This window comes from Microbispora rosea (genome assembly GCF_044460045.1).
Classification (GTDB): domain Bacteria; phylum Actinomycetota; class Actinomycetes; order Streptosporangiales; family Streptosporangiaceae; genus Microbispora; species Microbispora rosea.
Window position 1 is genome coordinate 255,522 of record NZ_JBITJO010000001.1, and the last position, 13,417, is coordinate 268,938.

Genomic DNA, 13,417 nt, shown 5'->3' on the forward strand with positions numbered 1-13,417 from the left:
CCGGCCCTCCTCGATCCGTACGGCTAACGCGTCCGAACCCACCATACGTGCCGTACGGCACCGGCAATCATCGGCTGTGGACGACCGCGGCGGGGCCGGATCGCCGGCCCCGCCGGAGTGATGCGCCTACCAGGCCACTTTGCCGACGGGCACGCCCTGCGGGGGAACGTCGTAGGAGTGCAGCGGCCGGTAGCCGGACGGGGTGATCTCGCCCAGCTCGCCGGGTCTGGAGACCAGGAAGTTCCGGCCGGTGCCGTCCACGTCGAGCATCCCGATCGGAACCACCCCTCTGTCGCCGTGGGCGTAGAGAACCTCGATCTGACGCCCTTCGAGGTCGTACGCCACGATGCCGTCGAAGTCGTCCTTTCTCGCGGCCTCCTCTGCCGTGCTCAGCTTGAGGGTCGTCTGCGCCGCGATCACTCGCGACCCGTCGGGGGTGATCGTGGCCCCGAAAATCAGGTTCGGGGGCGTCCCTGTCGTAGACGTCAGCTTGATCACACGCGCGTCGTCGAGAGTGCCGGCGACGCCGGTGTCGAGCAGCACCGGATCCCGCGGACCCGAGCAGGCCCAGGCGACCTTCGCATTCGGAGTGACATCCGGAGAGCCGCTGGGCTCCGCGCCCATCGACCGCACGCTGCATCCCCATCCGTCCGGCAGGGCCCCGGGGAGATCGGACGCCGCGGGATCGGCGGACGCCGACTCGAAAGTCGCACTCGCCTCCGCACCCGGCGCAGACGTAGCCGTGTTGACCGGTGAAGGCTCCGCACCCGAGTCCGGGGGCTCCGACCTGGGAGGCCGGGGTACTTCCGAGATCCCGAAAGCCGTTCCCATGGCCCTGGTGAGGAGCACGCGGCGTCCGTCCTCGGTCAGGGAGAGATCCCGGATGCTCGCCGGGTGCGTCGACGTCCACGTACGGCTGCCGCCGGTCGCGGTGTCGGTGACGACGAGGGACACGCGCGGCTGCTCCGACTCGCAGGAAGACAGCCCGTACGCGAGCGTCGCACCGTCGCCGCTCACCGCGAGCGCGGTGATCTCGGTGCCTCCCGGCGGCGCGTACGGAAGCTCGCCATGTGAGGCGACCCTCCCCTCCCCGTCCAGCGTGAACTGGTACAGCCGCGAGCGGCAGCCGTCCGAGATGGTGGCCGCATAGAAGACCCGGTTGTCTCGCGTCGCCTGGACCGCGAAGAATCCCTCGTCCGTCGCGGGCCGCGGCACGACGTCGGTGCTGTGCCCGTCGGTGACGCTCCTGATCGTGATGTCGCCGGGGTCGCCGATGTGGGCGAGGAAGACGGGGTCGGCGGCCGGGCCGACGGCGATGCCGGCGGCCGTGTCGTCGGTACCGCCGCCATGGCGCGCGACGGCCGCGCCGCCCGCGACCGCGAGCGTCACGGCGGCCGCCGCCGCGACCGGCATCAGCCACGTCCTGCCCCGTCCGGTGCCCACGTGCATACGGCGGCGGGCCGGGGTGGCCCCTGGGCCGAACGGCGGGACGGCGTCGACCGTCTCCCCCACCGCGTGGGCGGCGTCCTGCAACCGGCGGATGACGTCGTTCATCGGGTCTCTCCCAGGAGGCGGCCGAGCGCGTCGAGCGCCCGGGAGGTGGTGGACTTGACGGTGCCCCGGCTAATCTTCATGACCCGCGCCGTCTCCTCTTCGGACAGCTCGGCGTAGTAGCGCAGGACCAGGGCCTCCCGCTGGCGCCGGGGCAGGCGATGAAGGGCCTCCATGACCTCCCGTCGCTCCGCGCCGAGGATCGCGACCGACTCCGCCGACCAGACGGGCGGGTCGTACGTACCGGCGAACCGGGACGGCAGCCGCCGCCTGCGCAGCACCGTGCGGGCGTTGTTGAGCACTGCGGCGCGCACGTAGAGGAGCGCCTTGTCCCGGTCACGCAGGCGGTCGAAGCGCCGATGCAGGCCGAGGAAAGCCTCCTGCACCACGTCTTCGGCGCTCTCCCGGTCGCCGACCATGATCAGGGCGAGGCGGGTGAGGCCGAGGGCGTGCTCGGCGTAGAGACCGCTGATCGTGTCGTCGGCGCCCGCCGACGGAGACGGGACGGGCACGGGCCCCCCGGGTTGCTGATCCAGATCGAGCGTTTCGGCCTTCATGTACCAGAGACGCCGTACGCCCGCCGGGGTTGCTTGCGTCCTATGCGGGCGAACGGAGCGCGAGGGTCATGGCCTCGACCGCGATCTGCGGGTTCACGTTGGCCGCCAGCCGCTCCCGGCACTGCATGATCGCGTCCGTGCGGCGGACCGTCTGCTCGGGGGTGGACGCCCGTGCGACGGCCTCCACCTCGTGCCTGCGATCCTCGTTGGCCAGCTCGACCGGCGCACCGAACTGCACGGCCAGCACGTCGCGGTAGAACGCCACGAGTTCGAGCAGCGCGAGGTCGAGGGAGTCGCGCTTGATACGGGTCGCCCGCGACTTCTGCATGGTCTCGAGCTCCTTGATCGCGCCCGCGCCGCCCCGGACGAGGCCCTTGTTGAGCCCCTTGCCTGAGGAGCCCTCGCCGTAGACCTTGCGCAGCTCCGCCGTCTCGGCCTCGTTCAGCGCGGTCGTGGCCGCGTCGGCGTCCTCGGTGGAGGTCTTCACCAGCCGCTCGGCGGCGGTGATGCACTCCGCCACACCCGTCAGCGACCGGGGGATCGACAGCACCTCGTCGCGCCGGCGCCGCGTCTCCTCGTCCAGCGCGAGCCGCCGCGCCCGGCCGATGTCCCCCTGGGCCGCCCGCGCGGCGTCGAGCGCCACGTCGTGGGGCACCCCGTCGCGGGTCACCAGCACGTTCGCGACGGCCTCGGTGGAGGGCGTGCCCAGCGTCACGACCCGGCAGCGCGAGCGGATCGTGATGATCATGTCGTCCGGGGAGGGCGCGCACAGCAGCCACACGGTCCGCGGCGGCGGCTCCTCGATGGCCTTGAGCAGCGCGTTGGCCGCCGCCTCCGTCACCCGGTCGGCGTCCTCGAACAGCACGATCCGCCACCGGCCGAGCGTGGGCGCCCCCGCCGCCTTGAGCACGAGATCGCGCGTCTGCCGCACGCTGTACGACAGGCCCTCGGGCCGGACGAACGTGACGTCCGGGTGCGAGCCGACCTCGACCTGATGGCAGGCGTCGCAGTGGCCGCACCCCTGGTCGGGGCAGAGCAGCGAGGCCGCGAACGCCGTGGCGGCCGCGGTCCGCAGGGCCGGCCCGGTGAACAGCCAGGCGTGGGTCATGCCCGCGCCGCGGCCTCCGGCGACGGCCTCCGCGGCGGCCGACGCGGCCCGCCGCATCACGTCGATCGCCCGGTCCTGCCCGATCAGATCCCCGAAAACGGTCATGTGCCGCTACCCGAAGTCGCGGATGGCGGGCATCGTGCCGGTGGCCTCCTCGGCCTCCTGCGGCACCGGGTCGGGCAGGATCTCCCGCACCCGGTCCTGGATCAGGCGCGTCACCTCCCGCTGGTCGAGCGTGCCGTCCACCATGAGGTAGCGGTCGGGGTCGGCCGCCGCCAGCGCCCGGAACTCCCGCCGCACCCGCTCGTGGAACTCCAGCGGCTCGGCCTCGATGCGGTCGGCGGGCGAGGCCATCCGCCGCAGCCCGACCGCGGGCGGCACGTCGATGAGCACGGTCAGGTCGGGGACGAGGCCGCCCGTCGCCCACCTGTTGATCCTCGCGACGTCCTCCTGATCGAGCGACCGCCCGGCGCCCTGGTAGGCCAGCGACGAGTCCACGTACCTGTCGGAGATCACCGTCGAGCCGCGCCGTAGGGCGGGCCTGATGACCTTCTCCACGTGCTCGGCCCGGTCGGCGGCGTACAACATCGCCTCGGCCCGCGGGGACAGGCCCTGGTGGGCGGCGTCGAGCAGGATCGCCCGCAACCGCATGCCGACCTTGGTCGAGCCCGGCTCGCGGGTCTGCACGACGTCGAAGCCCTGGTCGCGCAGCCAGATCGCGAGCAGCCGCGACTGGGTGGTCTTGCCCGAGCCCTCGCCGCCTTCGAAGGCGATGAACAGACCGCGCTCGGGGTCGGTCTCCTCCGGCTCGAATCGCCGCCCGCGCAGGGCGGTCAGCAGGTCGACCGCGATGGGAACCCCCCGCCGGTCGTCCATGTGCCGCAGCGCGACCACCCCGACGGCGATCGCCAGCAGCGCGCCCAGGAGCAGCACGAGGTTCGTGCCGTCGAAGCGGTAGCTGATCCCGGCGACCCCGAGGGCGTGCGTGCCGAACAGCGCGGCCAGCGTCGAGGCCACTGCCACGACCAGCAGCAGCACCACCCGGGCCAGCGACTGCAGGAAGGAGAACGTGCGGCCGCGCAGCCCGTCCTCCACCTCCAGGCCGATCACGGTGTAGCCGATGATCCAGGCGATGCCGGCGCAGGCGCCGAGCACCACGGTCAGCACGACCACGACGACCAGGTTCTGGATGAGCGCGACGGCGGCCAGCGTCAGGCCCGCGAGCATGATCGACAGCCCGAACAGCCGCCGCCTGGACAGGCCCTTCAGCAGCCTCAGGCCGAAGAACATGCCGAACGCCATGCCGAGGAAGACGGCGCAGAACACGGCGCCGTACCCCGCGTCGCCGCCGCCCAGGGCCTGCACGTACGCCTTGGCGACGCCGATGACGGCGCCTCCGGCGGCGAACGCCCCGAGCATCCCGATGATCAGGCCGCGTACGACGCGGTCGCCGCCGACGAACCGCCATCCCTCGGTGATCTGCCGGAGCACCGAGGGCGCGGACACGTGCCTGACGTGGTTCTTCGGAATGGCCCGCAGCGTGAAGACCATCACGGCGGAGGCCAGGTAGGCCAGCGCGTTGGCGTACAGCGCGATGCTGGTGGCGGCGACGTCGAACGACGGAGCGGCCGCCGAGATCGTCGTGACCACGCCCGACACGATCGCGAACAGCGCCGCGGCCACGGGGGCGGTGCCGTACGTCACCAGGAGGTTGAGCTGGTTGGCCTCCTCGAGCCGCTCCTTGGGCACGAGGTTGGGCACGGTGGCGTCCTTGGCGGGCACCCAGAAGAGGTTCACGCACTCGACCAGGAACGTCGCGATGATCACCCACTGGTAGTTGCCGACCAGCGGGATCGACAGCACCACCGCGAACCTGGCGAGGTCGGCGACGACCATCGTCAGCCTGCGGTCGAACCGGTCGGCCACCGCTCCCGCGAGCGGGCCGAGCAGGATCGCGGGCAGCATCTTGGCGATGAAGACGCCGCCGATGGCGAGGCTCTGCGCCTGGAAGCCCGACCCCGCGGTCAGGTTACCGGCCAGCGCGGTCAGCGCGATGATGTTGAGCCAGTCGCCGAGGCTGCACGTCGCCATCGCCGTCCACAGCCTGCGGAACGGCGCGTTCGTCAGCACGTGCGGCTGCTTGCGTCGCGCGGCGGCCCGGCCAGGGGTGCTCATGATGTCAGCGTATCCAGGTGCTCGCTGGGCTTGGGAGACGGACGAGCGGGCCGCTGGGGCCTGCCCGTCGCCTGAGGGTATTACGTCCGCCTCGTCCTCGCTGTCGAGATGGCGCCAATGCTCTGCCCGGTTCCGTTTCCGGGGGTCCGGCGCGGTCAGGCGCGCAGCTCGATGAGGGTGATCTCGGGAGGCGCGCCCACCCGGACCGGCGGCCCCCAGAAGCCCGCCCCTCGTGTCACGTAGACCTGGGTATCGCCGCCGCCCGTGCGCGGCACGCTCGCCAGCCCCGCGACCACGGGCTGCTGCAGCGGCACGAGCAGGTTGAACGGCGCCATCTGCCCGCCGTGGGTGTGCCCGGAGAGCTGGAGATCGACGCCGTGCGCGGCGGCCTGCGTCACCTGGACGGGCTGATGGGCCATGAGCACGACGGGCCGGTTTGCGTCGCGGCCCCCGAGCGCCTTGCCGAGGTCCGGGCCGTCGCCCGACGGCACGCCGTTGAGGTCGTTGACGCCCGCGAGGTCCAGTACGGCGCCCGCGTGCCGGATCTCGACCCGCTCGTTGCGCAGCGGCCGGACGCCCAGCGAGCGCAACTCCTCGATCCATTCCTGGGGGCCCTCGGCGGTGTAGTACTCGTGGTTGCCGGTGACGAAATACGCGCCATAGCGGGATTCGAGGGACCTGAGCGGTGTGGCGAGACGACCGAGCTCGGCCACCGTGCCGTCCACCAGGTCGCCCACGATCGTCACCGCGTCGGCCTCCAGGCCGTTGATCATCCGGACGATCCGCTCGGTGTGGCCCCGGCCGGTCAGCGGGCCGAGATGGATGTCGCTGACGACCGCGATGCGCAGCCCGTTCATCCGGGGGTCGAGCCGGGGCAGGCGGATCGGCACCCGCTCGATCACCGGATCCCCGAGGGCCGTGCTCACGCCGTAACCCACGGTCGCGAGCGCTCCCGCGGCCACGACCGCGGAGGCCGTACGGGAGATGAACAGCCGCCGGTCGATCGCCGGAGTGCCCGCCGCGGCCTCCTCCGCCACCGGCATGCCGGTCGTGGCCGTGCCGTGAGCGGTGGCGCCTCCCCCGGCCGCCGCGCCGGCGAGGACCACCTCGTCCACCGGCGCCGCCTCCTCCTCGGCCCGCTCGGCCGGAGCGGCGGCGTCGGCCGTACGGCGGCGCCGGGACACGACGAACGTCGCGACCGCCCGGGGCACCTCCATGACCAGGCCGAACACGAACAGATAGAACATCACGGCCAGCCACAGGTAGCCGGGCCAGGCCACGACCCGCTCCACGTCCATGCCGAGGCCGAGCCGGCTCCCGCCGAAGGTCACCACCATCAGGACGGCGAGGACCACGAGCGCCCACGTCAGCACCCGGCGCGAACGCGATCCCGGCGTCGTGGACGCCCTGACCAGCCTCCGCCACAGATAGGCGTGCACGACGACGACGGCCGCCACAATCATGCCGACGAACCCCACGAGAACTCCCCTCGACCGGCTGGCGATCAAGGGCCGGCTGACGACGATGCTACGAGCTGACAGCGACAGCCGCGTCCGTTGTCCACAGCCGGGGTCCGGCTGTGGACAAGTCGCGAAGCCGCCCGGGCACCCCACCGCGCCCTGCCGGGGCCGCGGTCAGCGGACCGGAGTCAGCGCGGTGACCGGGGTCAGGACTTCCCCGCGGGCTTCTTCGTGGCGGTCCTGGCACGGGTCGTGCGCTTGGGGGCCGGAGCCCGCTCCCGCCGCTCGGCCAGCAGCTCCGCCGCCCGCTCCAGCGTGATGTCCTCGACCGTGTCGCCCTTGCGCAGGGACGCGTTGGTCTCGCCGTCGGTGACGTAGGGACCGAAGCGGCCCTCCTTCACCACGACCGGCTTCTTCGAGTTCGGGTCCTCGCCCAGCTCACGAAGGGGCGGCGCGGCGGCGGCACGGCCGCGTCCGCGGGCCTTCGGCTGCGCGAACAGCTCCTTGGACTGCTCGATCGTGACCGTCAGCAGGTCCTCCTCGGACGGCAGCGACCGCGAGTCGGTGCCCTTCTTGATGTAGGGCCCGAACTTGCCGTTCTGCGCGGTCACCTCCTCGCCGTCGATCTGGCCGACGACCCGGGGAAGCTGGAGCAGTTTCAGCGCCTGCTCCAGCGTGATCGTGTCCAGGTCCATCGACTTGAACAGCGAGCTCGTCCGCGGCTTGGGCGCGTCCGCCTTCTTCGTCCGCTTCTTGCCGTCCTCCGGCGCCGGCTCCTCGGGCAGGATCTCCGTGACGTACGGGCCGTAACGGCCGTCCTTGGCCACGATTTTCCGGCCGGTCGCCGGGTCGACGCCCAGCTCGCGGTCGCCGCTCGGGCGCGAGAACAGCTCCTCGGCCTTCTCGGCGGTCAGCTCGTCCGGCGCCATGTCCTCCGGGATGTTCACCCGGGCGCCGTCGCGGTCGAGGTAGGGCCCGTAGCGGCCGACCCTGATCACGATGTCCGTCCCCCTGATCGGGAACGAGCTGATCTCCTTGGCGTCGATCTCGCCGAGGTCGGTGACCATCTCCTTCAGGCCCTCGTCGCCGTCCTCGCCGCCGAAGTAGAAACGGCGCAGCTCGGGCACCCGCTCGGCCCGGTCGTTGGCGATGTCGTCGAGGACCTTCTCCATCTCGGCCGTGAAGTCGTAGTCGACCAGGTTGCCGAAGTGCTGTTCGAGCAGGTTGACCACGGCGAACGCGAGGAACGACGGCACCAGGGCGGTGCCCTTCTTGAACACGTAGCCCCGGTCGAGGATCGTTCCGATGATCGACGCGTACGTCGACGGCCGCCCGATCTCGCGGTCCTCCAGCTCCTTGACCAGCGATGCCTCGGTGTAGCGCGCGGGCGGCTTGGTCGAGTGCCCGAGCGCGGTCAGCTCGGCCGCCGTGAGCCGGTCGCCCTCGGCCAGCGTGGGCAGGCGCTTCTCCGAGTCGTCCCGGTCGGTCGAGGGGTCGTCCGCGCCCTCCACGTACGCCTTGAGGAAGCCGTGGAAGGTGATGGTCCGTCCGGTGGCGCTGAACTCCACGCTCTCGTTCGCGCTGGACGTGCCGCCCACCTTGACCGACACCGACTCGCCGACGGCGTCCTTCATCTGGGAGGCGACCGTACGCTGCCAGATCAGCTCGTACAGGCGGAACATGTCCCCGGACAGGCCGGTCTCGCCCGGCGTGCGGAACTCCTCGCCGGACGGCCGGATGGCCTCGTGCGCCTCCTGGGCGTTCTTCACCTTGCTGGTGTAGACGCGCGGCTTGTCCGGCACGTACGCCGGGCCGTACAGCTTGATCGCCTGGCTGCGGGCGGCGGCGACGGCGGTCTCCGACAGCGTGATGCTGTCGGTTCGCATGTAGGTGATGTAGCCGTTCTCATAGAGCCGCTGGGCCACCTGCATCGTGTACTTGGCGGAGAAGCCCAGCTTGCGGCTCGCCTCCTGCTGCAGAGTCGTGGTCCGGAACGGCGCGTACGGCTTGCGCGTGTACGGCTTGCGCTCGACCGACCGCACCGCGTAGGCCACGCCCGCGAGGCGGCCGGCGAGGGCCGTCGCCGCGGCCTCGTCGAGGTGGAGGACGTCGGAGCCCTTCAGCCTGCCGGTGGAGGCGAAGTCGCGGCCCTGGGCCACGCGCCTGCCGTCCACGCCGGTCAGCGTTGCGGAGAACGTCCGTGGGTCGTCGCCCGCCCGGCCGGTGTCGAACAGCGCCTGGAGGTCCCAGTAGTGGGCGGCGGTGAACGCCATGCGCTCCCGCTCACGCTCCACCACGAGCCTGGTGGCGACCGACTGGACACGACCGGCGGAAAGCCGCGGCTTGACCTTCTTCCACAGGACCGGGCTGACCTCGTAGCCGTACAGACGGTCGAGGATGCGCCGGGTCTCCTGGGCGTCGACCAGCCGGAGGTTGAGATCACGGGGGTTGGAGACCGCGTCCCTGATCGCATGCGGGGTGATCTCGTGGAACACCATGCGGTGCACCGGGATCTTGGGTTTGAGCACCTCGCGCAGGTGCCAGGCGATGGCCTCGCCCTCCCGGTCCTCGTCGGTGGCGAGGTAGAGCTCGTCGGCTTCCTTGAGAAGCTGCTTGAGCTTGGACACCTGCGACTTCTTGTCCGGGTTCACGACGTAGAGCGGCTCGAACTCGTGGTCGACGTTCACCCCGAGGCGGGCCCATGCCTCGCTCTTGTACTTCTCCGGGATGTCATCGGCCTTCTCCGGAAGATCGCGAATGTGGCCGATGCTCGACTCGACGATGTAGCCGCGCCCGAGGTACCCGGCGATCGTCTTCGCCTTCGCGGGCGATTCCACGATCACCAGGCGGGTTCCGCCGGCGTTGCCGTTGTTGGCTGGCACGCTGCTTCCTACCTCGCTGTCCGCTGTCATTCCCCGTACTGCCGGGCTTCGTACTCCCCGGCTCATGACACCCTCGTCGTCCGGGCCGGGGGCGCTTACCCCCTGGAGGCGCCGACGAGGCGCCGCTTTGAAGGTACCTGCCGCCGGACGTTCCTCCCCCTCGGGCTACCCGGTTATGTCCGGGAATGTAACCCGCCTGGCGCTGTTATCCACGGAGACGCAGAATAGAGCCCAACCGAGTTCCCTAGCACGCCCCGGAGACCAATGGCTGTGCTCGACTACTCCTATCTGGACCTGTATCTCCCTCGGGACACCCCTCGCGAGGCGGCGAGGCAGATGCTCACGGAGCATGCCGAGCACGGAGATTGGGAGCTGGAGCGGTTACGCCTTTATCCCGACGGCAGCAGGCGTGTCCGGCTGCGTCGGAAGATCATACGAGCCGCGCGGACCATGTGACCCCCGAGGGCGCGGACGCCACGGTCAAAAGGGCTTTGCCCATCCGCAATGTCATCGATGCCATGACCGTAGTGCTCCCATCCGTCTCGAAACAGTACCGGACAAAAGGGCTTTGCCCGCCCCGGGCCGCGCCCCCGGAACGGGCAAAGCGTTCGTGCCCCCTCCACTGGTGGTGGGGGGCGTTCTGGTCGCCCGCGCCGGGAGCATCTGGCAGACGCTCCCTGGCGCGGGCGAGCGATATCCCTCGCCTCCGTCAGCCGCGCGCCGCCGGATCACTTCCGCACGGCCGTCGCCGCCGGAGGTGTTCCCGTGCCGTCACGCGCGGCCGTACGACTACTTGCGGCCGAACCGGAAGCGGCGGGTGACGGCGAACAGGCTCGCCGAGGCGGCGAACATGGCGCCGAGGGCCAGGGCGAGGAACGACGCCGGGTTCATCCCGGTCAGGCCGACCGGCTGCTCCGCGCTCATCAGCTTGAGCCCGCTCAGCTTGTCCAGCGGCAGCACGCCGGCGCTCTTCCCGAGGTCGCCGGTCGGCAGGTTGCGCGCCGTGTCGGCGACGGGCAGCGAGGCGGTCGCGTCCTCCAGCGTCTGGGTGGCGGTCAGCGAGCGGGTCGCGTCGTCGAGCGTGCCACCGGCCTTGGAGACGGCCGCGGGGGTGCTGCCGGCCTTCTTGCCCTTCGCGGCGGGCAGGCTCGGCGTCTCCGGCAGGCCGAGCATGTTCGGCAGGTCGCCGACGACCGGAGCGGACGGAGTCGCGGCGGCGCTCATCGGCTGCACCGTGTGCTTGCCCGACAGCACCGACGCGCCCGGCATGGCGGACATGGCCCCGCTGCGGGCGGCCTTGTGCTGCGGGTGGGCCCAGTGGCCGTTGCTCTTCCAGCCGCCGCCCACCTGGGCGCCGCCCAGGCATCCCGCGGCGGCGTCGCCGAGCACGGCCACCGCGTTGCCGCAGATGTTGATCGGCGCGGTGATCGGGGCGACGATCTGGTTGCCCGCGAGGATCCCGTGCCGGCCCGAGGTGATGTTGCCACCCGCGCCGGCGCCGCCGCCGAGGACCGAGGCGCCGCCCCGGCAGCCCGCCTGGGACTTGCCGATGACCGACACCGCGTTGCCGCAGATGTTGATCGGCGCGGTGATCGGGGCGACGATCTGGTTGCCGCCCAGGATCGAGCCGCGGCCGGACGTGACGTTGCCGCCCGCGCCCTTGCCGCCGTGCCTGCTCCAGCCGCCGATCACGGTCGCGCCGCCGCGGCAGCCCGCGAAGGCGTCGCCCGCGATCGCGATGGCGTTGCCGCAGACGTTGATCGGCACGGTGATCGGCGCGACCACCTGGTTGCCGCCGCCGACGCTGTGCACCCCGCTGGTGCGGTTGCCGCCCGCGCCCCCGCCGGACCAGCCGCCGTGACCGTGGCCGCCGTACCCGCCGTGGCCGTGGCCGTGGCCGCCCTTGCAGCTGCCCGAGCCGTTGCCGCAGACGTCGGTCGGCACGGTGATCGGCGAGACCACCTGCGTGCCGCCGCCCACGGAGTAGCGGCTGTCGGTGTCGTGGCCGGCCGAGCCCGGACGGTGCCAGTTACCGCCTCCGTGGTGGCCGCCGTACCCGCCGTGGCCGCCCTTGCCGCCGTGGCCGTGCCCGTGGCCGTGGCCGCCGGAGCCGCCCACGGACGAGCCGCCGGTGCAGCCCGAGAACGCCTTGCCGATGACCGCGACGGAGTTGCCGCAGACGTTGACCGGCACGGTGATCGGCGCGACCACCTGGTTGCCGCCCAGGATCGAGCCATGGCCGCTGGTGCGGTTGCCGCCGGCGCGGACGACGTCACGGCCGCCGCCGACGAAGGCACCGCCACGGCATCCGGCGGTGGCGTTGCCGAAGACGGCGATCGAGTTGCCGCACAGGTTGACCGGCGCGGTGATCGGCGCGACGACCTGGTTGCCGCCTCCGATGCTGTGCACCCCGCTGGTGCGGTTGCCGCCCGCGCTCGCGTGCCGTCCCGAGCTCTTGACGGCCGCGCCGCCGCGGCAGCTCGCGTCCGACCGGCCGATGACCGACACCGCGTTGCCGCAGGCGTTGACCGGGACGTTGATCGGCGCTTCGACCTGGTTGCCGCCGAGGATGCTGCCCGCTCCGGAGGTCTTGTTCTGCCCGGCGCCCACGCCCTCGCCCTGCACGGCCGCGCCGCCCTGGGAGGAGGCCCGGGACTCGCCGACGACCGCCACCGCGTTGCCGCTGATGTCGATCGGCAGGGTCACCGGGATGTCGACCTGGTTGCCGCCGAGCACGGAATGGCTGCCGTCGGTGTCGGCGAAAGCCGTACCGCTGCCAAGGGCCATGACGCCGGCGGCCAGAAACGCCGCGGGGGCCGAGCCCTTCGCCCACGTTCGCATGATGAATGCTCCTAGTGGTTCTTCTAGGGGGTTACCTGACAGCTCGCGACGCATGTCCAGGCCGCATGAGCACAGCGGAGCCGTGGACGTCACGAGGATGGGAAATTCCGCGTCACCCGCGGGAGCCTGCCGCTCGGGCACCACGAGCGAGGGCAGGCGGTGGCACCGGTCGCCGTACGACGGGGACCGGCACGAAGGCGGGATCAGTCAGGAGAGAAAGACGGGTCGTCCGCCGCTGTGCGGACCACCGGGGGAACAACCGCCGCCAGTGGGGCGGGCAGCTTGGTGAAGCGCGGTTCGAACACGTCCCGCGCGACATCCCCGAACAGGATGTTTCCACCGCTCGACTGCGGGACCAGGCCCTGATCTTCGGGCGCGTGGTCCGCGGTGGAGGGTGGGGGGAGCAGAGGCTTCGACTGGCTGGTCAGCCCGTCGACCGTGCGCCCCGCCATCGCCTCGGCGTTCACCGAGACGTCGTCCGCCGCCGTGGGGAAACCGTCGGTGCTCTTCCCGTGGGACTCGACCGCGCCCGGCGAGGGCGGCAGACCGAGGTCCGGACCTGAGAAATGATCGGGAAGAACCGACCCGGCGACGTCATGTGAGGGTGCGGTCCCGGCCACGGACGTCACCGTGCCGAAGACACCGAAGAACACACCGAGCAGCCATCCGGCGGCGATCAGCCCGCCGACGACCAGCAGGCGGCCCAGACGGGAACCGGCCGCGAACCGCGCCATCCGGCCCCGCTCCGCAGAGCCGGGAGACGTGACGCGCACGCCGGGAACCGCGGCGGGCGAACTCGCCCTCCGCCGTTCCTGCGACGTGCGCGTCACGCGACCTCCCCAA

9 protein-coding genes are annotated in these 13,417 nt (G+C 71.7%); 1 reads left to right on the forward strand and 8 read right to left on the reverse strand.

The window, feature by feature from the left end; all coding sequences use genetic code 11:
• Positions 1-126 precede the first annotated feature (126 nt).
• From ACIBK1_RS01175 to topA, 6 genes are all read right to left on the reverse strand, one after another.
• Complete coding sequence (locus ACIBK1_RS01175; protein ID WP_396731415.1) at positions 127-1,554, reverse strand: hypothetical protein; 1,428 nt, start codon at positions 1,552-1,554, stop codon at positions 127-129.
• Positions 1,551-2,108, reverse strand: a complete 558-nt coding sequence (locus ACIBK1_RS01180) for a SigE family RNA polymerase sigma factor (RefSeq protein WP_063754606.1) — start codon at positions 2,106-2,108, stop codon at positions 1,551-1,553. The genes ACIBK1_RS01175 and ACIBK1_RS01180 overlap by 4 nt, the downstream gene beginning before the upstream one ends.
• 40 nt (positions 2,109-2,148) lie before the next feature.
• The gene (locus ACIBK1_RS01185) at positions 2,149-3,321 is read right to left on the reverse strand and encodes a DNA polymerase III subunit delta' (protein WP_357320236.1); all 1,173 of its coding nucleotides are present in this window, start codon (positions 3,319-3,321) and stop codon (positions 2,149-2,151) included.
• 6 nt (positions 3,322-3,327) lie between these two features.
• The gene (gene tmk, locus ACIBK1_RS01190; protein ID WP_030507895.1) at positions 3,328-5,391 is read right to left on the reverse strand and encodes a dTMP kinase; all 2,064 of its coding nucleotides are present in this window, start codon (positions 5,389-5,391) and stop codon (positions 3,328-3,330) included.
• A 155-nt stretch (positions 5,392-5,546) separates the two neighbouring features.
• On the reverse strand, positions 5,547-6,869 hold the full coding sequence (locus ACIBK1_RS01195) for a metallophosphoesterase (RefSeq protein ID WP_231513873.1): 1,323 nt from the start codon (positions 6,867-6,869) through the stop codon (positions 5,547-5,549).
• A gap of 188 nt (positions 6,870-7,057) precedes the next feature.
• Positions 7,058-9,763 (reverse strand): type I DNA topoisomerase, encoded by a 2,706-nt coding sequence (topA, locus tag ACIBK1_RS01200; protein ID WP_081903517.1) that lies wholly within the window; start codon positions 9,761-9,763, stop codon positions 7,058-7,060.
• A gap of 234 nt (positions 9,764-9,997) precedes the next feature.
• Here topA and ACIBK1_RS01205 point away from each other — a divergent pair, with 234 nt between their 5' ends.
• The gene (locus ACIBK1_RS01205) at positions 9,998-10,189 is read left to right on the forward strand and encodes a DUF5703 family protein (RefSeq protein WP_205831154.1); all 192 of its coding nucleotides are present in this window, start codon (positions 9,998-10,000) and stop codon (positions 10,187-10,189) included.
• Between the two features lie 333 nt (positions 10,190-10,522).
• Here ACIBK1_RS01205 and ACIBK1_RS01210 read toward each other — a convergent pair whose 3' ends face one another.
• A complete protein-coding gene (locus ACIBK1_RS01210) occupies positions 10,523-12,574 on the reverse strand; it encodes a chaplin family protein (protein WP_396731420.1) in 2,052 nt (683 codons plus the stop codon).
• A gap of 203 nt (positions 12,575-12,777) precedes the next feature.
• Positions 12,778-13,404, reverse strand: a complete 627-nt coding sequence (locus ACIBK1_RS01215) for a hypothetical protein (protein ID WP_396731423.1) — start codon at positions 13,402-13,404, stop codon at positions 12,778-12,780.
• Between the last annotated feature and the right edge of the window lie 13 nt (positions 13,405-13,417).

Coding starts and splice junctions, on each gene's coding strand:
- ACIBK1_RS01175 (WP_396731415.1), bottom strand. CDS start 1,554: ATGAACGACGTCATCCGCCGGTTGCAGGACGCCGCCCACGCGGTGGGG.
- ACIBK1_RS01180 (WP_063754606.1), bottom strand. CDS start 2,108: ATGAAGGCCGAAACGCTCGATCTGGATCAGCAACCCGGGGGGCCCGTG.
- ACIBK1_RS01185 (WP_357320236.1), bottom strand. CDS start 3,321: ATGACCGTTTTCGGGGATCTGATCGGGCAGGACCGGGCGATCGACGTG.
- tmk (WP_030507895.1), bottom strand. CDS start 5,391: ATGAGCACCCCTGGCCGGGCCGCCGCGCGACGCAAGCAGCCGCACGTG.
- topA (WP_081903517.1), bottom strand. CDS start 9,763: ATGACAGCGGACAGCGAGGTAGGAAGCAGCGTGCCAGCCAACAACGGC.
- ACIBK1_RS01205 (WP_205831154.1), top strand. CDS start 9,998: ATGGCTGTGCTCGACTACTCCTATCTGGACCTGTATCTCCCTCGGGAC.
- ACIBK1_RS01210 (WP_396731420.1), bottom strand. CDS start 12,574: ATGCGAACGTGGGCGAAGGGCTCGGCCCCCGCGGCGTTTCTGGCCGCC.